Source organism: Chromobacterium sp. IIBBL 290-4, from assembly GCF_024207115.1.
Taxonomy (GTDB): domain Bacteria; phylum Pseudomonadota; class Gammaproteobacteria; order Burkholderiales; family Chromobacteriaceae; genus Chromobacterium.
The window spans coordinates 1,713,138-1,734,288 of record NZ_CP100128.1; the positions used below are offsets into that span (position 1 = coordinate 1,713,138).

24 protein-coding genes are annotated in these 21,151 nt (G+C 63.1%); 12 read left to right on the plus strand and 12 right to left on the minus strand.

Annotated features, from left to right (window positions below; genetic code table 11):
* Positions 1–200 precede the first annotated feature (200 nt).
* The 6 genes from NKT35_RS07985 (at position 201) to NKT35_RS08010 (ending at position 7,130) form a co-directional block, all read left to right on the plus strand.
* Positions 201–1,544 carry an SGNH/GDSL hydrolase family protein gene (locus NKT35_RS07985; RefSeq protein ID WP_254300484.1) on the plus strand — a complete coding sequence of 448 codons (1,344 nt, stop codon included), beginning with the start codon at positions 201–203 and terminating at the stop codon, positions 1,542–1,544.
* 183 nt (positions 1,545–1,727) lie between these two features.
* Entirely contained in the window at positions 1,728–2,741 is a 1,014-nt protein-coding gene (locus NKT35_RS07990) for a class I SAM-dependent rRNA methyltransferase (RefSeq protein ID WP_254300485.1), read from the plus strand.
* Between the two features lie 105 nt (positions 2,742–2,846).
* Positions 2,847–4,084, plus strand: a protein-coding gene (locus NKT35_RS07995; RefSeq protein WP_254294910.1) for an IS3 family transposase whose coding sequence is annotated in 2 segments (ribosomal slippage) — positions 2,847–3,197 and positions 3,200–4,084 — 1,236 coding nt in all. Because the reading frame shifts where the segments join, the coding sequence is not laid out codon by codon here.
* A 210-nt stretch (positions 4,085–4,294) separates the two neighbouring features.
* Complete coding sequence (locus tag NKT35_RS08000; protein ID WP_254300486.1) at positions 4,295–5,641, plus strand: SGNH/GDSL hydrolase family protein; 1,347 nt, start codon at positions 4,295–4,297, stop codon at positions 5,639–5,641.
* A gap of 114 nt (positions 5,642–5,755) precedes the next feature.
* Positions 5,756–6,850: an alpha/beta fold hydrolase gene (locus NKT35_RS08005; RefSeq protein WP_254300487.1), complete on the plus strand. Its 1,095-nt coding sequence runs from the start codon at positions 5,756–5,758 to the stop codon at positions 6,848–6,850.
* 85 nt (positions 6,851–6,935) lie between these two features.
* Entirely contained in the window at positions 6,936–7,130 is a 195-nt protein-coding gene (locus NKT35_RS08010) for a Lar family restriction alleviation protein (protein WP_254300488.1), read from the plus strand.
* A gap of 3 nt (positions 7,131–7,133) precedes the next feature.
* Here the strand turns inward: NKT35_RS08010 and NKT35_RS08015 are convergent, their stop codons facing one another.
* Positions 7,134–7,925: an inositol monophosphatase family protein gene (locus NKT35_RS08015; RefSeq protein WP_254300489.1), complete on the minus strand. Its 792-nt coding sequence runs from the start codon at positions 7,923–7,925 to the stop codon at positions 7,134–7,136.
* Positions 7,926–8,027: 102 nt separating this feature from the next.
* Here NKT35_RS08015 and NKT35_RS08020 point away from each other — a divergent pair, with 102 nt between their 5' ends.
* Complete coding sequence (locus NKT35_RS08020) at positions 8,028–8,753, plus strand: 16S rRNA (uracil(1498)-N(3))-methyltransferase (RefSeq protein WP_254300490.1); 726 nt, start codon at positions 8,028–8,030, stop codon at positions 8,751–8,753.
* A gap of 117 nt (positions 8,754–8,870) precedes the next feature.
* Here the strand turns inward: NKT35_RS08020 and NKT35_RS08025 are convergent, their stop codons facing one another.
* Positions 8,871–10,085 (minus strand): HD-GYP domain-containing protein, encoded by a 1,215-nt coding sequence (locus NKT35_RS08025; RefSeq protein WP_254300491.1) that lies wholly within the window; start codon positions 10,083–10,085, stop codon positions 8,871–8,873.
* Positions 10,086–10,524: 439 nt separating this feature from the next.
* Here NKT35_RS08025 and pyrB point away from each other — a divergent pair, with 439 nt between their 5' ends.
* The 3 genes from pyrB (at position 10,525) to NKT35_RS08040 (ending at position 13,362) form a co-directional block, all read left to right on the plus strand.
* A complete protein-coding gene (pyrB, locus tag NKT35_RS08030; protein WP_254300492.1) occupies positions 10,525–11,445 on the plus strand; it encodes an aspartate carbamoyltransferase in 921 nt (306 codons plus the stop codon).
* Positions 11,446–11,469: 24 nt separating this feature from the next.
* A complete protein-coding gene (gene pyrI / locus NKT35_RS08035; protein ID WP_254300493.1) occupies positions 11,470–11,928 on the plus strand; it encodes an aspartate carbamoyltransferase regulatory subunit in 459 nt (152 codons plus the stop codon).
* A gap of 162 nt (positions 11,929–12,090) precedes the next feature.
* Positions 12,091–13,362 (plus strand): chloride channel protein, encoded by a 1,272-nt coding sequence (locus tag NKT35_RS08040; RefSeq protein WP_254300494.1) that lies wholly within the window; start codon positions 12,091–12,093, stop codon positions 13,360–13,362.
* Here NKT35_RS08040 and NKT35_RS08045 read toward each other — a convergent pair.
* The 3 genes from NKT35_RS08045 to NKT35_RS08055 form a co-directional block, all read right to left on the minus strand.
* Positions 13,352–13,870, minus strand: coding sequence for a GNAT family N-acetyltransferase (locus NKT35_RS08045; protein WP_254300495.1), 519 nt, complete (start codon positions 13,868–13,870; stop codon positions 13,352–13,354). The two genes, NKT35_RS08040 and NKT35_RS08045, sit on opposite strands and share 11 nt — an antisense overlap.
* A 62-nt stretch (positions 13,871–13,932) precedes the next feature.
* Positions 13,933–14,814, minus strand: a complete 882-nt coding sequence (locus NKT35_RS08050; RefSeq protein ID WP_254300496.1) for an NYN domain-containing protein — start codon at positions 14,812–14,814, stop codon at positions 13,933–13,935.
* 53 nt (positions 14,815–14,867) lie between these two features.
* Positions 14,868–15,677 carry a substrate-binding periplasmic protein gene (locus NKT35_RS08055; protein ID WP_254300497.1) on the minus strand — a complete coding sequence of 270 codons (810 nt, stop codon included), beginning with the start codon at positions 15,675–15,677 and terminating at the stop codon, positions 14,868–14,870.
* A 108-nt stretch (positions 15,678–15,785) separates the two neighbouring features.
* Between NKT35_RS08055 and NKT35_RS08060 the strand changes: the two genes are divergently transcribed.
* Entirely contained in the window at positions 15,786–15,995 is a 210-nt protein-coding gene (locus tag NKT35_RS08060) for a hypothetical protein (RefSeq protein WP_254300498.1), read from the plus strand.
* Here NKT35_RS08060 and NKT35_RS08065 read toward each other — a convergent pair whose 3' ends face one another.
* The 5 genes from NKT35_RS08065 to NKT35_RS08085 all read right to left on the minus strand — a co-directional run bounded on the left by NKT35_RS08065 (position 15,996) and on the right by NKT35_RS08085 (position 19,373).
* A complete protein-coding gene (locus NKT35_RS08065; protein WP_254300499.1) occupies positions 15,996–16,538 on the minus strand; it encodes a DUF2059 domain-containing protein in 543 nt (180 codons plus the stop codon). It abuts the gene before it with no gap.
* An 84-nt stretch (positions 16,539–16,622) separates the two neighbouring features.
* Positions 16,623–17,558 (minus strand): substrate-binding domain-containing protein, encoded by a 936-nt coding sequence (locus NKT35_RS08070; RefSeq protein ID WP_254300500.1) that lies wholly within the window; start codon positions 17,556–17,558, stop codon positions 16,623–16,625.
* A 54-nt stretch (positions 17,559–17,612) separates the two neighbouring features.
* Positions 17,613–18,185 carry an alpha/beta hydrolase gene (locus NKT35_RS08075; protein WP_254300501.1) on the minus strand — a complete coding sequence of 191 codons (573 nt, stop codon included), beginning with the start codon at positions 18,183–18,185 and terminating at the stop codon, positions 17,613–17,615.
* A gap of 108 nt (positions 18,186–18,293) precedes the next feature.
* The gene (locus tag NKT35_RS08080) at positions 18,294–18,788 is read right to left on the minus strand and encodes a YgjP-like metallopeptidase domain-containing protein (protein ID WP_254300502.1); all 495 of its coding nucleotides are present in this window, start codon (positions 18,786–18,788) and stop codon (positions 18,294–18,296) included.
* Positions 18,789–18,842: 54 nt separating this feature from the next.
* Positions 18,843–19,373 carry a GNAT family N-acetyltransferase gene (locus NKT35_RS08085; RefSeq protein WP_254300503.1) on the minus strand — a complete coding sequence of 177 codons (531 nt, stop codon included), beginning with the start codon at positions 19,371–19,373 and terminating at the stop codon, positions 18,843–18,845.
* A 142-nt stretch (positions 19,374–19,515) separates the two neighbouring features.
* Here NKT35_RS08085 and NKT35_RS08090 point away from each other — a divergent pair, with 142 nt between their 5' ends.
* Positions 19,516–19,752, plus strand: a complete 237-nt coding sequence (locus NKT35_RS08090) for a hypothetical protein (RefSeq protein WP_254300504.1) — start codon at positions 19,516–19,518, stop codon at positions 19,750–19,752.
* Here the strand turns inward: NKT35_RS08090 and NKT35_RS08095 are convergent.
* Together NKT35_RS08095 and NKT35_RS08100 are read right to left on the minus strand one after the other, a co-directional pair.
* The gene (locus NKT35_RS08095; protein WP_254300505.1) at positions 19,716–20,252 is read right to left on the minus strand and encodes a YaeQ family protein; all 537 of its coding nucleotides are present in this window, start codon (positions 20,250–20,252) and stop codon (positions 19,716–19,718) included. The genes NKT35_RS08090 and NKT35_RS08095 overlap by 37 nt on opposite strands.
* Positions 20,253–20,351: 99 nt before the next feature.
* Positions 20,352–21,044: an MliC family protein gene (locus tag NKT35_RS08100; protein ID WP_254300506.1), complete on the minus strand. Its 693-nt coding sequence runs from the start codon at positions 21,042–21,044 to the stop codon at positions 20,352–20,354.
* Positions 21,045–21,151: the final 107 nt, after the last annotated feature.

Here is a 21,151-nt window from a genome sequence, read left to right on the forward strand (position 1 = left end):
TATGCGGCGCGATTCGCCGTTGGCCCGCGCAAAAATGCTGCGCTGGCGAAGATGCAACCTCATTCGAGCGTTTAATCTAATTTTTAGCATTCTGTCACAGCATGCCATGTACATGCGTCACATTTCCTCTCTATCTTGATGCTTGCGGCATTTGTTGAGTGAGTTTAAATCCAAAAGAGATAATCATAGAGAGGAGTATCATGAAACATTGGTTGCTATTGGGCGTGGCCTTGTCCGCGCCGGCTTGGGCGGCGCAAGAGCAAGTGACGCCGGATGCCCGCTACGCGCATGTGTTGTCGCCGTCCGGCCCCTTGAGCAAGGCGGAATTGCTGAAGCAGGGCTTGCCCAAGACTCAGGCCAAATTCAAAACGCTGGCGACGCCCGGCGGCGCGACTTACACCTATGTGCGCTGCTACTACCGCACCTCTTCCTCCAACACTGCGCCGACGACCGATTATGTCTGGGCGCTGGACGGCTCCAGCGGCGACTACTACCGCTTGAACGGCCATTGGTGGTCCAGCGGCGCGCTGGAGTGGAAGAATATGTTCTACAGCGATGTCAGCCAGGATGCCTTGCGCTCGGTATGCCAAGGCACCTTGGCCAAAAAGGGCATTCAGCAACAGCCGGCCATGGTGTTCGCCGCCGACAACGCGCTGTCGTTCAATTACACGGTCTGGACCAACGATGCGGCGGGCCAGGGCGGCAAGATCAACAAGATCATCGCCTTCGGCGACAGCCTGTCCGATAACCAGAACGTCTTCAACGCCTCGCAATGGACTTTGCCCAACCGCAACAGCTGGTTCATCGGCCACTTCAGCAATGGTCCGGTCTGGGTGGAATATCTGGCGTCGCGCTTGAATCTGCCGCTATACAACTGGGCGATCGGCGGCGCCGGCGTCACCACGCAGAAGCTGGTGATCCCGGGCGTGGTGGAGCAGGTGCAGTCCTGGCAGCAATACATGCAGCAAGCGCCGAACTACAATCCGGCGACCACGCTGTTTACCTTGTGGATAGGCGGCAATGATCTGGTCAACTACGGCAGCACGCCGGAAAAAGTGATCGCCGGCGAAAAGCAGGCGCTGACCAATCTGATCGGCGCCGGCGCACGCAACATCCTGTTGCTGAAGCTGCCCGATGTGTCGCGCGCGCCGGTGTACCAGCTGAAGGGCGGCGCGGCGACGGTGGCGGCGCAAGTGCTGTCGCTGAACCAGCAGCTGGATGCGTTGGCGACGTCGCTGAGCCAGCAATACGGCGTGAACATCCGCGTGTTCGACAGCTATGCCTTGTTCAATGACCTGCTGACCAATCCAGGCAAATACCAGGTGAGCAATACCACCCAATCCTGCCTGAACATCAACAAGGACTCGTCGCTGAACTACCTGCAGAGCCAGTCGCCGCGCGCCAATTGCGGCAATGCCGATGCCTTTGTGTTCTGGGATACGCTGCATCCGACCACGCACACCCACCTGCTGTTGGGCAATGCGGTGGCCGATTTCCTGAACGCGCCGGGCACAGGCTTGGCGGATTTGAAGAAAACCCGCTGAGCGCAAGCGGGCCGGGCTTGAGCAGGCGGCGCGTTCCAGGCCAGGCTTCGCCGCTCTGCAATGACCTTCCTGGCCCGCTGCATGCGGCGGCGCTTGGTGCGCCGCCCATCAGGGCTTACAATTTCAGTTTGAACCGGCCGCGGATCGCACCGCGGCCCGGCCGAACCGTAATCGAAAGCCCTCATGTCCACCCTGACCGAACTACTCAGCCGCGCCGCAGCATCCCGCGCCGAGCTGATCGCGCGCCTAGCCGCCGAAGACACCAACTGTTACCGCCTGTTCCACGGCAGTGTGGAGGGCGTGCCTGGCCTCACCATCGACCGCTACGGCGAGCAGATCCTGGCGCAAACCTTCCATCAGCCGCTGCAAGAGGCCGAGCTGGCGGAAATCCGCGCCTTCTATCAGGCCGCCTTGCCTGAGCTCGCGCTGGTGTACAACGATCGCAGCGACGCGAACTCCCGCGTCCGCAACGCCTTGCCGCTGGCTGAGCAGGCGGTGGCCGAGCAGGATGTCGCCATCCGCGAAAACGGCGTGGCCTTTCATTACCAGGCTCGCCACAAGGGGCAGGACCCCTGGTTGTTCCTCGACCTGCGCGCCGCGCGCCGCCGCGTGATGCAGCTGGCCGAAGGCAAGAGCGTGCTCAATCTGTTCTCCTATACCTGCGGCGTGGGCGTGGTGGCGGCCAAGGCCGGCGCCAGCTTCGTGCTGAATGTCGATTTCGCCGAATCCAGCCTCAGCGTCGGTCGCGCCAACGCCAAGCTGAACCAACTGGCCAGCCGCCCGCGCTGCCTGCATAGCGATGTGTTCGCTGCTGTGCGCCAGCTGTCCGGCATCGGCCAGCCCGACCGCGTGCGCGGCAAGCGCATGCCTCCCTTCCCCAAGCTGGAGGCGCGCCAGTTCGATCTGGTGTTCCTGGACCCGCCGCGGTATTCCAAGAGCCCCTTCGGCGTGGTGGACCTGGTCAACGACTATCAAGCGCTGTTCAAGCCGGCTTTGCTGGCCACCGCGTCGGGCGGCATGCTGATTTGTTGCAATAATGTTGCAGAAGTGGACGGCGAGGCCTGGCTGGAATCGCTGAAGCGCAGCGCCGCGAAAGCGGGCCGCGAGGTGCGTTCGGCGGAGTGGATCGAGGTCGACGCAGACTTCCCCAGCGCCGATGGAAAACACCCGCTGAAGGTGGTTCTGCTTAGTGTTTGAGACGCATTCTCAAATGGAAAAGCCGCGGAGACGCGGCTTTTTTTATGGACATTGTCCCGTCCTGGAATAAGTTGACACTTTTTCGCCGTAACGAAGGAGAGTCACATGGAATCAAGGATTAAACGTACCCAGCAAGACTACAGCCTGGCTTTTAAACTGTCGGTCGTAGAGCAGGTAGAAAAAGGCGAACTGACTTACAAAGAGGCGCAACGCCGCTATGGTATTCAAGGTCGTTCGACGGTGCTGGTATGGTTACGTAAGCACGGTTTGCAGGACTGGAGTGCCCAGCCCTCCCGTAGCGCCCAGGGGATCGCGATGGGGAATCAAGGCAACAAGCCGCTGACGCCAGAACAGCGGATCAAGGAACTGGAAACCCAACTCAAAGAGGCCAATGAGAAGGCGCAGCTATTCGAAGCGATGCTTGAGGTCTTGAAGAAAGACTACGGGGTGCGCGTAGTAAAAAAGCCTTCGGGCAGGTCCTTGCCCAAAGGCTCGTCCAGGGGTTGAGCGTGGGCCGGGCCTGTCGATATGTCCAGCTGAGCCGCCAGGCCTATTACAAGCGCCGCCAAAGCGAAAGCCATCGTGCCGAACGGAATGGCAAAGTGATCGCGTGGGTGAGGGACGTGCGCTTGCGCCAGCCCCGACTGGGAACGCGGAAGCTGCACCATGTGCTGCAATCGCGAATGGCGGAAGCGGGGATCAAGCTGGGACGGGACGGTTTGTTCGATCTGTTGCGTACAGCCCGCCTGCTGGTCGTGCCGCAGCGGGCGTACCATAAGACCACACACAGTCACCATCGCTTTTACCGCCATCCTAATCTGCTCAAGGCCGGGCCGCACCAAGTCGTCCCGACGGGGCCGGAGCAGGTCTGGGTGGCGGATATCACCTACTTGCCGACAGCGCAGCGGTTTGCTTACCTGAGTCTCGTGACTGACGCTTACTCAAGGAAAATTGTTGGGTATCACGTGCATGACAGCCTGCAGGCGGAGGAAGTCAGCGGAGCCCTCAAAATGGCCTTGCGGACGCGACGTTCACGGCAGCCGTTGATTCACCACTCCGATCGCGGCATTCAGTATTGTTCGGCCTACTATCAGCAGATCCACGAACGACACGGGCTGATGTGCTCAATGACGGATGGCTACGATTGCTACCAGAATGCCCTGGCAGAGCGGGTGAACGGCATTCTAAAAGGCGAACTGCTGCTGCATCGCCCAGCCGATTTGCAGCAGGCGAGGAAAATGGTGGAGCAGTCGGTGAGGATCTACAACCAGGAGCGCCCTCACCAGGGCTTGAAATACAAGACGCCCGATGAGGTACATCGGGCGTCTGTCGCGAGCATCTGACCAGCGCATGCGGCGCGCTGGCAGGTGTCAACCTATGTCAGGACTGGACACATATTGCAAATGCTTTGAGCTGTTTTTGGTTTTTGTATTTAAAATTAGTGCTTTATTTTAAATCTATTTACTTGGTATCCTTGCGTTTACAAAAGCCGGCCGCAGGCGTGATCGATCGATGACGCGGCAGAGCCAGGCATAAAACAAGGTATCGGGACCATGAAAACTATAATCGCCATCACGTTGCTGGCAGGCACGTTGGCGAGCGGCGCGGCGACAGCGCAGTCGGAGCAACCTCCCAGCGAGGCGCTCGACGGCGTGCTGTCCGCCGGCAAGCCGCTTTCCGAAAGCGAAGCCGCCGCCGCGGCCAGCCAATCCAAGCCTCAAGCGGGCAGCGCCACTTACACCTATCTGCGCTGTTATTACCGCCTCAACCCCGCGGCCAATCAGCCGCAAACCAGCTATGTCTGGGCCACCGACCCCAGCAGCGGAGACTATTACCGCGTCAACGGCTATTGGTGGTCGGGCAGCCTCGTCGCCTTGAAGAATATGTTCTACAGCGACGTCAGCCAGGACACCTTGCGTTCGGTCTGCCAGAGCACGCTGGCCAAGCAGGGCATCAATCGCCCGCTGGCGCTGACGGCCGCCGCCAACAACGCCTTGTCTTACAATCACACCATCTGGACGCTGGACAGCGCCGCACAGGGCAGCGGCATCAACAAGATGATCGTGTTCGGCGACAGCCTGTCCGACACCCAGAACATGTACGGCGCTTCGCAGTGGAAGCTGCCCACGGCCAAAAGCTGGTATATCGGCCGCTTCAGCAATGGCCGCGTCTGGGTGGAGCATCTGGCCGATCAGCTGAGCCTGCCGGTGTACAACTGGGCGATAGGCGGCGCGGCCGCCGACCAGCACCTGGTGGTGCCGGGCCTGCTGCAGGAAGTGGAGTCCTGGACCCAGTACATGCAGAAGGCGCCGAATTATCGGCCGGAAAACTCCTTGTTCACCATGCTGATAGGCGGCAACGACCTGCTGAACTACGGCCGCACCGTCGATCAGGTGATCGCTGATCAGAGCAAGGCGCTGGAGAAGGTGATCGCCGCCGGCGGCCGCAATATCGTGGTGTTGAACCTGCCGGACCTGTCGCGCACGCCGGCCGGCAGCAGCGGCGGCAAGGCCGCGCAACTGGCGCAGCAGGTGAAGGACTACAACCTCAAGCTGGCCGCGCTGGTGGCGAACCTGCAGCAGAAATACGGCGCCAGCCTGCGTCTGCGCCAGTTCGACGCCTACAGCATGTTCAATGACCTGCTGACCAATCCGGCCAAGTACCAGGTGAGCAATGCGACGCAGTCCTGCCTCAATATCGCCGCCAACGCCAGCCTGCCCTATGTGTCCGGCCAAACGCCGCGCGCGGAGTGCGGCAACGCCGACGCCTACGTGTTCTGGGACAATCTGCACCCGACCACGCACACCCACCTGCTGCTGGGCAACTTCGTCGCCGATTTCGTGCGGCAGCAAGGCTACCCGCTCTCTTTGCAGGCCAAGATGAAGGCGCGCCGCCGCTGATCCCTGGGTGTTGCCATGCACGCAAACCGCATGCTGATGCAGCATGCGGTTTTTTCTTGTCTGCGCGCCATGGGCAATGCTTAACTATGCGTCCGACATTCTTTCAAGCCCGCCATGTTCACCTTTCCTTTGGATAGCCGCGAGCTGTTCGCCGAGCGCCGCCGCCAGTTCGCCGGCTGGGGCATTCCCCGCGTCTGCATGGACCGGGTGGAGAGCCGGGTGGTCGATGTATGGCGGGACGGCGAGGGCGGCTGGAGCCGCGAGTGGGCGCGCGAGGCGGAACAGGCGGTTGAGCGCCGGCGCTGGCTGCTCGCCGCGCATTTGTACGGCGCGGCCTGTTTCCCGGTCGCCAATACGCCCTTGCGGCGCGAAGCGCAGCGCTTGCAAGTGGCCTGTTTTCTGCGCGCTTCGGCGTGGTTTCCTTGCCGGTTCGAGCGTTTGGAGCTGCCAGGCCTGGGCGCGGCGCACCTGTACCAGCCGCATGGCGAGGGTGCCTGGCCCTTGGTATGCCTGAGCGGCGGCGTCGATACCGGCAAGATCGCGCTGCATAGACTGGCCTTGGCATTGGCGCGGATAGGCCGGTTCCGGGTCTTGGCCGTGGATATGCCGGGAACCGGCGAGAGTTCCCTGCCGCTGCGGGCGGATTCGGAAGGCTATTATCGCGCATGGCTGGCACGCTTCGCCCAGGGCGGCCCGCGCGCGCTGTTGGGCATCAGTTTCGGCGGGCATTGGGCCGCCAAGCTGGCGCTCGGGGGCGAGGTGGACGCGGCGGTCAATCTGGGCGGTCCGCTGATAGGCGCCGCGGAGCTGGATGCGGACTACGCCGCCGCCTTGCCCAATGGCATGAGCGGCATTGTCGCCCATGCGCTGGGCTTGGCCGCCATGCCGTCCGCCGAAGAGGCGCTGGCCTTATTGCAGTTGTTTTCCCTGCGCCGGCAAGGGCTGCTGGATGGTTGCGACGCTGCGCCTTTGCTGGCGGTGAACGGCGAAGCCGATCCCTATGTGCCCGCCGCCGAAACCGAGGTGTTCCGCGCCTGGCCGCAGGCGGAGGTCTGGCGATTTTCCGGACTGGGCCATTGCGCGGCGGAAGCGCTGCCGCGGATCTTGCCGGCGCTGATTGCCTGGCTAAGAATGCGTTTGCATGGCGATACGCCGCTCAACCGGCTGGCTTGGCGCGCCAGCCGGGCGCTATTGCCGCGGTTGGCGTAGACGGCGGGCGGCCGCTAAGCTTGGATGGGATGAAGACCACCTTACGGGGCCCGCGCGGCCCCGCCCGCATTGAGAAAGAACGCCCGTGACCGAAACCGCCGCTCCGCTGGTCCCGAAACCCTGCCCGAAATGCGGCGCGCCCGGCATGCTGGTGAAAGCCGGCTCGCGGCGGCTGTGGGTGCAGTGCAGCCGCTATCCGGAGCGGGGCAACTGCCCGGCCATCGGCGCGCAAGCGGACAACAAGAAGGAAGCCATTCTGAATTGGAATCGGCTCAAGTAGCGCTTACTGATTGGCGCGCACCCAGCGGTGCCATTGCGCGAACAGCTCCGGCGTGATGGCGGCGATGACCGAGCGCTTCCAGACCACGTCGCTCCAGTAGTCGTCGGTGTTCAGTGTGGCCAGGGTGGCGCCGGCTTCCTCGGCGATGACCGCGCCGGCGGCGTAGTCCCACAGCCTTTGGCCGCCATGCAGATAGAGATCGTAGCGGCCGGCCGCCAGGAAACACCAGTCCAGCGTGCTGGAGCCCATATTGCGCTGGCTGCCGCAGGGCGACACGCTGCCGATGCGCGCGGCCAGCTTGCCGGAGCGCAGGTATTTCACCTCGACGCTGGCGATGGCATCGCCCATGCAGTTGTTGATGGTTTTCAGCGGCAGCCGCTCGCCGTTTAGCCAGGCGCCGCGGCCGCGGCGGGCGTAGAACATCTCGTCCGACACCGGATTGTAGATCACGCCCAGCTCGCTTTTGCCATTCACCACCAGGCCGACCGAGATGGCGAAATAGGGCAGGCCGTTGACGAAGTTGGTGGTGCCGTCTATCGGGTCCACCACCCACAGGCCATCCGGGTTGGCCGTCCATAGCGCGTCCTGCTCTTCGCGCTCCATTTCTTCGCCCAGCACCGGATGCGGCAGGATGGCGGGCAGGCCGCGCTGCAGCGCCTGCTGGCAGGCGAGGTCCGCTTCGGTGAACAGGGTGCCGTCGTCTTTTCGGCTCTTGCCGACGCGTAAAAAGCGCGGCATTACCTCGCGGGCGGCCACGTCGCGTACCAGCTGCATCACCTGTTCCAGCACCTGCATCCTGTCTCTCCTGCAAAAATGCGTCGTCGCGGCGCAAAAGCGGTTTGCCGAATGAAGCAAACCTAGCAAAATACCGGTATCAACAGCGACTTTCAATATCTCATGCCCAGGTTTTATCTCGATGCCGACCTCGCGGTCGGCCAGCAACTGTCTTTGCCCGATGCTGTGGTGCGTCATATCCAAGTATTGCGGCTGAATGCCGGCGACGCCATCACCTTGTTCAACGGCCGCGGCGGCGAATACCACGCGACGCTGACGGCGGTGATGAAACGCGACGCGCAAGGCCTGATTGAACGTTTCGACGACGTTTCACGTGAAACGCCGTTGTGGCTGGGGCTGGCGCAGGGCATCTCCAGCGGCGACAAGATGGAGTTCACGCTGCAGAAGGGCGTGGAAATGGGCGTGGCGGTGTTCCAGCCCATCGCCGCCGGCCGTTCGGTGGTGAAGCTCAGCGGCGAGCGCGCCGACAAGCGAGTGGCGCGTTGGCAGGAGATCGTGATTTCGGCTTGCGAGCAAAGCGGCCGCAACACGGTGCCGCAAGTGCTGCCCATTCTGAGCCTGCACGAGTGGCTGGCGCAGAAACAAGAAGCCGAGGTGCGGCTGGTGCTGTCGCCGCGCGGCGACAAGAGCCTGGCCGAGCTGGCCGAGCGTCCGGCGCGCAGCTGGCTGATGGTGGGGCCGGAAGGCGGCTTTTCCGGGCCGGAAGAGGACGCGGCGCTGGCGGCCGGCTGGACGCCGTTGAAGCTGGGGCCGCGCATTCTGCGCACCGAAACCGCCGCGCTGGCGGCTGTCGGCGCCATGCAGGCGGTGTGGGGGGATTACCGCTAGGGTGCGTCACCCCGCAGGGGCGACGCACCAGCCATCTTGCCGCATGCGAATGATCGGCGCGGGATTCAAAGATGCGGTTGGGTGTTGATGGCGAAACGCCCCGCAGGGGCTTCCGCCCTACAGGAAGCGCAGCGGGTCGATCTTCCACTTCTCAGGCGTTTCGTGTTTGACGATTTTGTCGCCGCCGCCGGCGCCCATGCCGCGCGACAGGTCGACGATCTCGGGCGGGATATGGGCATTGCTCTTGGTGCTGAAAATGACCTTCACTTTAGGCGAGACAAGGTTGTTTTCATTCTGCTCCACCACCACGCCTAGCCGGCCGCTCTCCAGCCGCACCAGCGTGCCGATAGGATAAATGCCTATCACCCGCATGAAGGATTGCACCAGCTGCGGATTGAAGTGGAACTTGGACCATTCGTAGATTTTGCGCAGCGCGTCGGTAGGCGGCATGGCCTTGTGATAGCAGCGGGTGGAGGTGAGGGCGTCGTAGACGTCCACAATCGCCGCCATCTGCCCCAGTTGCGAGATCTCCTCGCCCTTGAGGCCGGCCGGATAGCCGCTGCCGTCGTGGCGCTCATGATGCTGGCCCGCCACCAGGATGGCGGTCTCGGAGATGCCCTTGGTGTTGTTCAGGATTTGCTGGCTTTCCACCACATGGCATTTCATCACCTGGAATTCCTGCTCGGTGAGTTTGCCGGGCTTGTTCAGGATTTCATCGGGCACCCGCATCTTGCCGATATCGTGCAGCATGCCGCCGATGCCGGCGTGGTGGATGATTTCCTTGCTCATGTTCAGGCCATTGCAGAAGCTGACCATCAGCGCGCCGACGCTGACCGAGTGCTGGAAGGTGTAGTTGTCCTTGTCCTTGATGCGGCATAGCGACAACAGCGCGCCGCCATTGCGCAAAATCGATTCCGTCAGCCGCTCCACTTGCGGCTCCACCAGCTCCAGCTCCACCTGCTTGCCCATCCGCGCATCCTGCAAGATGCCGCGCACGATCAGGTTGGCTTCGTTGTGGATCAGCTGGGCGCGGCCAAACTCTTGCGCGGCCTCGACTTTTCTTTCGACGGCGCGATGCTGGCTGGCGATCTCCAGCAACTGGCTTTCCAGCTGCTCGCGCACTTCGCCCGCCGTGGGCGCGGAAGGCAGGTCCAGTCCCCTGTTGGTGTCGATATAGACTTCATGGATGCCGGCCTCGACGATCTTTTCGATTTCGCTGTCCTTGCGGACCAGGAAACGGTTGACCAGAAAGGGGTGGGACATCCAGTCGCAATTGAGGTCGTGGATGTACATGCCTACCCGCAGTTCGCTGATATCGATGCACTTGATCATTGCGCGTGTTTGAGAAACCGGACGGTAAGGTGGAAACAGGCTGCGCGCCATCCTTCGCTGGAGCCGCGCGGTTTTCTACAAGCATCAACCTCAGCCGTCCGATTTGCAAGTATCGGACACAGCCATTTGCAATTCGACGCGGTCGCCTTGATCCATGGCAGAAGACGGGCGCCTTATGCCGATGCGGGCGAGGGCTTGGCCGGAACGGTCTTGTCGAGCCTGGCCAATTCGGTATATAGTCCCGCAGTTTTGTTCGGAACGGCAGTAATGAGACAGGCAATACGACAGCGACGACCAGCATACGCACCCCGCGCGGGCGCGGCGGCGGCGTTGCCGTTTGGCGCCGCCGTTCCCGACGTTCCCGTATTCCAGAAGAAAAGCCCCTGAAGCCAGGGGCTTTTTTTTCGTCCGCACAACCGCCAACACGAGGAAAGCGACCATGGCCAATCCCCTGTACCGGAAACACATCATCTCCATACCCGACTTCAGCCGCGAGGAACTGGAATTGGTGGTGGATACCGCTGGTCGCCTGAAACAGAACCCGAGAGGCGATTTGCTGAAGGACAAACTGGTGGCCAGCTGCTTCTTCGAGCCCTCCACCCGCACCCGTCTGTCGTTTGAAACCGCGGTGCAGCGCCTGGGCGGCAATATCATCGGCTTCGCCGACGGCGGCAATACCAGCGCCAAGAAAGGCGAGACGCTGGCCGATTCCATCAAGATCATCAGCTCCTATACCGACGCGGTGGTGATGCGCCATCCCAAGGAAGGCGCGGCCCGTCTGGCCAGCCAGTTCTCCGCGGTGCCGGTGATCAACGGTGGCGACGGCTCCAATCAGCACCCGACCCAGACCCTGCTCGACCTGTTCACCATCCGCGAAACCCAGGGCCGGCTGGATGGCCTGACCGTGGCCTTCGCCGGCGACCTGAAATACGGCCGCACCGTGCATTCGCTGGCGCAGGCCTTGTCGCTGTTCGGCGCGCGCTTCTACTTTGTGGCGCCGGAAGTGTTGGCGATGCCGGACTACATCTGCGAAGAACTGGACGAGAAGGGCATCCAGTACACGGTGGTGGATAGCCTGGAAGAGGTGATCCCGGAAGTGGACGTGCTGTACATGACCCGCGTGCAGCGCGAGCGTTTCGACGAGGCCGAGTTCAAGAAGATCCAGGGCCAGTACGCGCTGCGCGCCGAGATGCTGAAGGGCGCGCGCGCCAATATGAAGGTGCTGCATCCGCTGCCGCGCGTGGACGAGATCGCGGTGGATGTGGATGCCACGCCGCACGCCTACTACTTCGAACAGGCCAAGAACGGCGTATTCGCCCGCCAGGCGCTGTTGTCGCTGGTGCTGAACGAAACTGTGTAATCAGGCAAGGAAAAGGACAAGATCATGCAATACACCCGCACCGTCGAAGCACTGAAGCAAGGCACTGTGATCGACCATATCCCGGCCGGAGAGGGCATCAAGATTCTGCGCCTGTTCAAGCTGGCCGAAAGCGGCGAGCGCGTCACCGTGGGCCTCAACCTGGTGAGCCGCCACATGGGCAGCAAGGACTTGATCAAGGTGGAGAATGTGGCCTTGACCGAGGAGCAGGCCAACGAGCTGGCGTTATTTGCGCCGCAGGCCACGGTCAATGTGATCGAAAATTTCGAAGTGGTGAAAAAGCATAAACTTATGCTGCCGGAGGAGATTGAGGGCATTTTCTCCTGCCCGAACTCCAATTGCATTTCGCATCAGGAGCCGGTAAAGAGCCACTTCTACGTAAAAACACTTGCTCATGACACAAAAATGAAATGCAAGTATTGCGAAAAGGTGTTCACTAGGGATATTGTTGTAGAAGTGCGCTGAGTCGTACAAAGGGTGAGAATAGAGAAATATCAAGAAAAACACTGCATTCGACAGTGGCAGTAACAAAACCGGGAAGCGCCGCAGGCAACTGCGGCGCTTTTCATTTTCTGCGAAACTGTGTCGAACTTGCCCGCTTCCGCCGCCGGCGTTATCGTCCCGCCCATGAACGCACCTCATACCTCCCGCCCTTGGCAGACCCTGGCGCTGGCGCTTTGCGGCGGCGCGCTGGGCGCTTTGCTGGTGTCCGGCTTCCAGGGCCTGCTGCATGCGCTGGAATGGCTGATGGCCGGCCGCAGCGGCAGCCTGGTCGATATCGCCCGCCAGTTGCCGCCCTGGCAGCGGGCCTTGGCCCCGGCGCTGGGCGGCCTGTTGGCCGGTGTGATCTTGGAGCAGGGCCGCAAGTGGCTGAGCGGCGCGCGCGCCGGCGACTATCTGGAAGCGGTGCGGGTGGGCGACGGCTATCTCAGCCTGCGCCGCACGCTGCTGAACAGCCTGTCCTCGCTGAGCACGGTGGCCAGCGGCGGCTCCATCGGCCGCGAAGGCGCGATGGTGGCGCTATCCGCCCTGGGCGGCTCGCTGCTGACCCGGCTGGCGCCGATGAGCCTGCCGCGCCGCCGTTTGCTGACCGCCTGCGGCATCGCCGCCGGCTGGGCCGCCGCCTATCACGCTCCCCTGTCCGCCATCGCCTTCGTCTGCGAGGTGGTGTGGCGCCGGCTGGCCTGGCGCGCGCTGCCGGCCTTGTCGCTGTCCGCGCTGGCCGCCAGCTTGACGGTGGGCCATCTGTTCGGCCTGGCGCCCTTGTACCAGCCCGCGCCGCTGCCGGCGCCGGACAGGCTGGCGCTGGCCGGTTATTGCCTGTTGGCGGTGTTGCTCGGCGCGGGCGCGCCCTTGTTTCTCATCGCGATGGAGCAAGGGCGCAGCCTGATGAGCCGGCTGCCGGTCCGCTTGCCGCTGCGCATGGCGCTGGGCGGCGCGATCGTGGGGGGGTTGGCCTGGTTCTGGCCGCAGATGTGGGGCAATGGCTACAGCACGGTTTCCTGGCTGCTGGTCAACAATGCGGCGTGGCAGCTGGTGTTGACGCTGCTGGTGTGCAAACTGGCGGCGACCGCCGCCACCAGCGGCTCCGGCGCGGTGGGCGGCATTTTCACGCCGATGTTGTTCGCCGGCGCGGCGGGCGGCGCCTTGGCGGGGCAATTGCTGAATCTGTTGCTGCCGGGATGGCTGCCGCCGGGCGGCGCGGTGCTGGTGGGCATGGCGGCGTTTCTGGCCGCGACGGCGCAGGCGCCGGTGTTGGCTGTGCTGATGCTGATGGAGCTGACGGGCGCTTACCGGATGCTGCTGCCGGTGGTCCTGGCCGCGCTGCTGGCGGCGAGAATCGCCCGCCGCCTGGGCGGACGGGCCTTGTATCGCGACGAGGACGAAATCAGGCGCTAGGGCCGGCGCTGCTGTCGTCGATGAAGCGCTGCAGATAGACCAGGTCCAGCCAGCGGCCGAATTTGAAGCCTACCTGCGGCAGGCGGCCTACCTGGACGAAGCCCAGCTTCTCGTGGAAGCGGATCGAGCCTTCGTTGTCGGCGTCCACCGCGCCCAGCATGGTGTGTTTGCCCAGCGCCTGGGCGCGCGGGAACAGCGCTTGCACCAAGGCGGTGCCTATGCCCTTGCCGCGGGCGTCCGCGGTCAGGTGCACGCTGTGCTCCACGGTGAAGCGGTAGCCGGGGCGGGCGCGGAAATCGCCGAAGCTGGAAAAGCCCAGCGGGCGGCCGTCTTCTTCTTCGGCCAGCAGCACCGGGTAGCCGGCGGCGGCGCGGTCCTGGAACCACACCGCGAACTCGCCCGGCGTCAGCGGATCGTCGTTGTAGACGGCGGTGGTGGTCGCGATCACTTCGTTGTAGATGTCGAGTATCGCGGCCAGGTCTTCTAAATTGGCTTCACGAATCTGCATGATCTGTCCTTGCTTGAGGTCGTTGGGGCCTTGGCCAGGCCACTGCAATTAACGTGCCAGTTTTAACTGGTCGTCGAAGGTTTCTTGCGCGGACTGCGCTTTTTGCGCTGCGGCGCGGGCGTTTCCACTTCCGCCGCAGCCGTTTCGCTAAGCGGCGGCGTCTCGGCGGCATGGGCGTCCGCCTCGTGCTTCAGCCGAATCTCGCTGTGCAGCTTGGAGCCGTTGCGGCTCTCCTGCACCGTCAGGAAATCCAGTTTTTTCACCATTTGCGACAAGCGGCCATGGCCCCAGTTGCGCGGGTCGAAAGAGGGGTCGTTCTTGGCCAGGTAGGAGCCGACGGCCGACAGCTCGGCCCAGCCGCTGTCGCGCGCCACCGCCTCGATGGCGGAGGTGAACATGTCTTGCAGCGGATGGCGTTCCTTGGCCGGCGCCGGTTTGGCGCGGGCGCGGGAGGCGCGGGTCTTGGGTTTGTCGGCGGCGGGCTCCGGCTTGGGTTTGGCTGGCGGCGCCGGGCGCAGGATCTCGGTGAAGACGAATTTGTCGCAAGCGGCGATGAAGGGCCGCGGCGTTTTGGACTGTTCGCCCAGGCCGATCACCGTCAGCCCGCCTTCGCGCAGCCGCGTGGCCAGCCGGGTGAAATCGCTGTCGGACGACACCAGGCAGAAACCGTCGAAATTGCCGGTATACAGCAGGTCCATCGCGTCGATGATCAGCGCCGAATCGGTCGAGTTCTTGCCCTTGGTGTAGGCGAACTGCTGGATGGGCGAAATGGCGTACTGGTGCAGCACTTCTTTCCAGCCCTTGAGCTGGGTGGTGGTCCAATCGCCGTAGGCGCGCTTGACGATGGCGGTGCCGTATTTGGCCACTTCGGCCAGGAGCTCGGCGATCAGCGACGACTGGGCGTTGTCTGCGTCTATCAGCACCGCCAGTTTGCGGTTTTCCATTGCTTCTTTCATGAATGGCGATGCCCCATGCTATGCCGGGGCTTCCATCGCTGTCAAAAGGGCGGCTGCGGAGTGAGGCGGCGCGCGGTCTGCATCGCCTTCTCGACGATGCGGTCGATCTCGCCGTTGCGCCTCATCGCGGACAGCGCGCGATTCAGTTGTTCGATGAAGTCCTGCTTGTACGGAAATCGGCCGGCGTCGCGGTCGGTGAAGCCGACATAGCCTTGCTCCTCCGATATCGCCGCGCCCTCCATCAATTGGCCGGTCTGGTAGAGCTTTTGCTGGCGCAGCCGCTCCAGCTCCAGTTGAATGGCCAGCCTGTCGTTGAGATAGCAGTCCAGGTGGCCGCGTATCACTTTCAGCAGATTGGTGCGGGCATCGGCGGCCTCCTCCAGGGGAATATCGCCTTGTTTGACCAGGCTCCAAAACGCCTCGCCGCCGGGGCGGAAGCCGGCGTTATTGCCGAAGCGCAGGCCGCGGTAATCGTCCGGCCAGGCGGGGCGAGGCTTGGCCATCCGCTCCGCTCGGCAAAATACCACCACTTGTTCGGTCAGCAGCGGCACCGAATAAGGGCGGATATAGGGCCGGTCCTGCGGTCGGTAATAGGGCGGCGACAAGGCCAGCGCCTGGCCGGATTCCAGCTCCGCCAGCCCGCGTTTCCAGGGCACCGGCTTCAGCTCGATGCGGTAGTCGCGCAGCTTGCCGGAGGCGGCGCGCAGGATGTCGTTGTACACGCCTTCCGCTTGGCCGGATGCTTCGTAGGAATAGGGCGGATAGCCGTTGTCGGTCAGGATGGTGACCGTTTTCGGCGGCGCGGCGAAGCAAGCGGCCGGCATGAGCAAGGACAACAGGATGGATCGCATGGGCGCGGAGGAGGCGAAGCAATAAACCCTTTATAGCCTTTGCTGGCTTAAGGCATATGGCATGGCTTTTGCGTTAGCCGAAACAGGGCATGCAGAGAGGGAGCGGCGATGACTGCGACAGCGAAAACCAGCGATATGGTGGTGTTCAATTACCGGCGGCCGGTGCGGGCGCGGCGGGTTGTGTTGAGCGGCGGAACGGGGTTGTGGCTGGTGGAGATGCTGGATCGCGCCTGCCAGCTATGGGTGTGGCAAGACGAATGGCAGGCGGCCGACGCCGCGCTGGAACGCGCGCGCCGGCTCAGCCTGATGCTGGACTGATTACTTCTTGGCGATGGTCTTGCCGTAAGTTTCCGCCGCGGACTGCATTTTCGGCAGCAGCGACTTCTCCGCCGTCTTCAGCGTTTCGCCGGCGATGCCGTTGACGATCTGCGGCTGCAGCTTCAGCATTTTCTGACCCGGCGCGCTCTTGTAGAACGCGTTGATCTGCTTCAACTCATCGGCGCTGAACTGGGCGCTGAAGTTCTTGACCACAGTCTGTTCGAACTGGGTCTTGACCGCGGCGGAACCGAAGTAGTCGGTCGCCAGTTTGTGGATGCCGTCGCCATAGCCTTTCAGGCCGGCTTGCGCCTTTTTCTGCTGGGCGTCGGACAGCTTGATCTTGTTCTTGAGGAAGTATTCCTGCAGCAGCGGCAGCGCGCTGGCGGTGGTGCGCTGCGCCAGATCGGGCAACATATTGTCCAGATTCAGCGTGGCGGCCAGCTCTTTGGCGGCGGTTTCCTGGGCGGCGTCGGCATGGGCCAGCAGCGGCAGGGACAGCAACAGGGCGGCAACGCCAGCCTTGAGCGCGCGGGAAGCGAACATGGCAAATCCTTTGATCTGATGAAAGATGTCGGACCGGCAGTGTGACACCCTGCGGGCCTCAGGTCAAAGCGGCGAAATGCCGGGTCAGCGTTTGGGGATGGGGGGCAGCGCGCTCAGCCAGCCTTGGTATTGCGCCAGATTGTAGCGGTTCACCAGCGAGACCGGCACTTTGATCAGGCGCTCGGTCGGCTGGCGCAATTGCAGCTTCTGGCCCAGCAGCACCGCTTCGCGGCCGATCAGATAGGGCGATTGGCTGGCCGAGGCGATGATGCGGCCGGGACGGCGCAAGGCGCGTTCGATATCGGGCGAGCCGTCCACGGCGCCGATCAGCAAATGGCCATGCGTTTGCGCGTCCAATGCTTTTTCCGAGCCCAGCGCCTGGCGGTCATTGGTGGCGAACAAGGCGTCGATGGCGGGGTAGCGCGCCAAATCCTGTTGCATCGCCCTTTGGCCGCCCAGGCTGGAGCCCAAGCCATTGCCGCCGTCCAGCGCGTGCATCTTGGGAAAGGCGGCCAGCGCGGCGCGGCAGCCGGCGATGCGGTCGCTGACCGAGGACACCGGCGGGCCGCCCTGTATCAGCAAATTGCCCTTGCCGCCCAATTGCTCGGCCAAATAGCGGCAGGTGATTTCACCCGCCTGGCGGTTGTCCGACTTCACCGTGCCGTCCACGCCCGGCGCGTCGACATCCACCGCCACTACGGTGATGCCGGCTTCGCGGGCGCGCTGAACTTCCGGCGCGATGGCCTGGCTGTCCACGGCGCCGAGCAGGATCAGGTCGACCTTCTGGGCAATCAACTGGCGCATCTGCTGTTGCTGCAGCGGCAGGGTGAAATTGGCGGACAGCGAGGTGATCTGCGCCGAGGGGTTGAGATGATGCGCCGCCTGTATCGCGCCGCGAACCAGCGCTTGATAGAAGGGATTGTCCAGCGCGCCCACCGAAATGCCGATGCGGGACGGCGCGGCCCAGCTGGGGGCGGCGCTAAACAAAAACAGGATGGGCAACAGGCGTAGCGAAAACATGGCGGACTCGAAGACAAGATGCTTCAGTCTAGACCATCCCGTCTGGCTTGGGATTCAGGCGGCGGGCTCCAGCCGGGCGGCTGCGCGAATGGCCAGTTGCGCCAGCAGCGGCCAGCCTTCTTCCCAATGGCGGTGGCCGGAGTCGATATTGATATGGCCGGCGTGTTGCAGCCAGGTAATCGGCGTTTGCCAATAGCCGGCCATCCGCGCGGCGCGGGCGGTTTTGCAGAAGGGATCGTTGCTGCTGGCCACCACGCGGGCGGGAAAGGGCAGCGGCTGGCGCGGCAGCGGCGCGAAATTCATCAGCTCGGCCGGCGCGAAGGGGCGCTCGACATCGGCCGGCGCCACCAATAGCGCGCCGGCGATCTTGTCCGCTTGGCGGGCCGCATAGTGGGCCACCGCGACGCAGCCCAGGCTGTGGGCGATCACCAGCGCCGGCTTGCTGCAGCGGGTGAGGGCGACATCCAGGCCGTCCAGCCAGTCTTCCAGCTGCGGCCGCGCCCAGTCGGCGTTATCCACCCGGTGCGCGCCCAGGCGGCGTTGCCAGTGGCTTTGCCAGTGCAAAGGGCCGGAATTGTTCCAGCCAGGCTGGATGATCAGGTCGAACGATGACAGGGCGGCGAGCATGTCGGGTTTTCCGTTATCGGGATGCTCGACTGTATCCTGCTAGTAATGGCATGAAAAATAATAAGAAATTGTTTTTTTATTATCTTGAGGAATAAGTTGGGCGGCGGATCACGCCGCCCACTCGCGCCAAGTCAGCCAGAGGCGCAGGTCGAACTCCAGTTGATGGTAGTCCGCCAGCATGTGGCAGCAGAGCTGATAGAAGGCCTTGTCGTGGTCGCGTTCTTTCAGGTGAGCCAGCTCATGCACCGCGATCATCTGCAGGAAGGGGAGCGGCAGCTCGCGGAACAGCGAGGCGATGCGGATTTCGTTTTTGCTTTTCAGGCGTCCGCCCTGCACCCGGGAGACGGAGGTATTGGTGCCCAGCGTGCCCTTGAGCGGGTGCTGCTTGTTGTCGAACAACACCTTGGCCGGCAGCGGCGCGTGTTTCATATGGCGTTGTTTGAGATCGGCGATGAATTCGTACAGCGCTTTGTCGGTCTGGATATCGTGGCGCGGCGGATACTTGCGCTGCAGCCAGTCGCCCAGTTCGCCGGAGGCGATCAGGGTGCGGACTTGCGCCAGCAGCGGCGCGGGGTAATGGGACAGATATTTCAGCTCGGACATGGGCGCATTGTACGCGCTAGCCGATGCGAGGTGTTGCCGCGTCCGCGAGGCGGCTCAAGACGTCAGCGCCGCGGGGTCGTCCCATTGGAAGCATAGCGCGGGCTGAGGGTTGCCGGCCGGGGTGAGGGTGTCCTTCTGTTCCGTCACCGTCCCGCCCAACGCTTGGTAAAAGCGGCAGGCCGATTGATTGGCGGCGAAGGTCCAGAGAAACAGAGGGCGGCCCGGGGCGATGCGCAGGCATTCCGCCGCCGCCGCGGCCAGCAGCAGGCGACCGATGCCGTGGCCTTTAAACTCCGGCAGCACATGCAGATTGTCTAGATAGACGCCGCGAGCGGGCTCCGTGTCTGGCAACAGGCAGGCGAAGCCGGCGGGCCTGCCCGCCAGGTAAGCGATGCGCGTCCAGGAAGACGCATGCTGCGCCAGGCGGTCTTTCCACATGGCCAGTCGCTCGCCGGGCGCGATCTCGTCCAGATAGGCGTCCGGCAAGATGCCGCGATAGGCGCTTTGCCAGCTGGCGACATGAAGACTGGCCAGCAGGTCGGCATCTTGAGGCGTGGGCATGCGCAGCGAGATGATGGGATCCATGCTGATTCTCGGTTTGGTTTCACGTGGAACAGACGCGCATCCGGCCTTGATCGGATTTTTATATGGACGGCTGCTCTTTTTGCCGCAATTTTAGCGCGGTCTTTCTAGCATGGGCCTATTGTCAAACCCAGTCGAGCCGCTTATGTCCGTCCCTGTGCGAACCGCCTTGCGCCGCAGTTGCCGCGAAGCCTCCGGCGTGGTGATCCTCAGCCGACTGCCGATGCGCGACGCCGGCTGGCAGACTTTGCGCCAGCGCCGCCAGTTGGCGCGCATCCGCGTCAATCATGGCGGCTTGCCGCTCAGGCTGAATCTTTGGCAGCGGCTGTGCCGCTGGTGCGGCGCTTATTTCAAGCGCAGCGGCGCGATCAAGATGTTTTGAGCGTCATTGGCCAGCCACAGCTGGCCGTCTTGTATGGTGGCGGTCAGCTGCATGCTGCGTTCGGCGATGGCGGCCAGCGCTTGCAGCGCGTCGAAATCGATGCGGAACACCGACAGCTTGTCCAGGCGGGCGAGCTTGTTTTCGATCTGGCTCCACCACACTTCGCTGGCGCGGCCGCCGTAGCTGTACAGCGCTACCTGCTCGGAGCGGCTGCAGGCCTTCTTCAGCCGCTTTTCGTCCGGCTCGCCCAGCTCCACCCACAGTTCGATTTCGTCGGCGTAATTCTTCTGCCACAGTTCCGGCTCGTCGTCGGCGCTCAGGCCGCGGGTGAAGCTCAGCGTTTCGCTGGCGTGCAGCGCGAAGGCGACGATGCGCAGCATCATCCGCTCCAGCGTTTCGGAAGGGTGTTGGGCCAGCGTCAGCGAGTGGGTGGCGTAATAACCGCGATCCATGTCGGACAGGGTCAGGTTGGCTTTGTATATGGTGGCGGTCAGGGCCATGGCGGTCTTCGGCTAAATTTAAGGCCCGCGCAAATGCGTCGGGCCATGGATGATGACAAACTGCCTGATTTTAAACGTTCGCCGGCGGCGGCGCCATGCTCAGGGCGTGGGCTGGCTGCTGCATTCCAGCTGTTCGCCGCGCCAATTGACGCTGGCGTCGCGGCCTTTGATCCAGAACTCGATGCCCTGTCCCAGATAACGCGCGCCGCTGCCGCTCAAGCCCTGGTGGACAATCACCAGGGTATTGCCGCGCTCCAGTTTGGCGGTGGCCGGATGGGTGCGGTAGAACGTGGCCAGAATGGTGGCGGATGGGCCGCCCTTGCACAGATAACGCAGCGGCGTCAGCGACGGCGCCAGATTCCAGGCCGCCTGCAGCTGCGAAATGTGCAGAATGTAGGTGTCGCCCAGGCACATGTGCGGGTCTTCGTTCTTCAGGCAGTCCTTCAGATTCTTGACCCAGCGTTTTTGTTCGGAGATCAGTTTGGGATAAGCGTTGCCGCCGGCTTGCTCCGCCTTGGCCAGGGCTTGGGCGTAGACTTTTTCCAGGCGATTGTCGAGCCGCGTCAGGCCGTCATCCTGGCAGACCATGCTTTCCACCTGGTTGGCCGGCTGGTCGCAATGAAAGTCGGTGGCGACCGGCGGCAGCGCCGCTGGCGCTTCATCGACGCTTTTGGCGGCATCGGCGGAGGGGCGGCTCGAGCCGTTGGCATGCAGATGGTCGTTCTTGGAGGCAAAGGCCAGAACGGGCAGCGCGAACAGCAAGCCTATCAGCCGGGAAGCGGCAATGGACATAATCTTTCCTTGAATGCGACAACAGGGCTGGTGGGCGGAGTCTGGGCCGATCAGACGCGGTTGGCAAGTTCCCAATGCAGGCGATTGCCTGTAAACTGCGGCGCTCC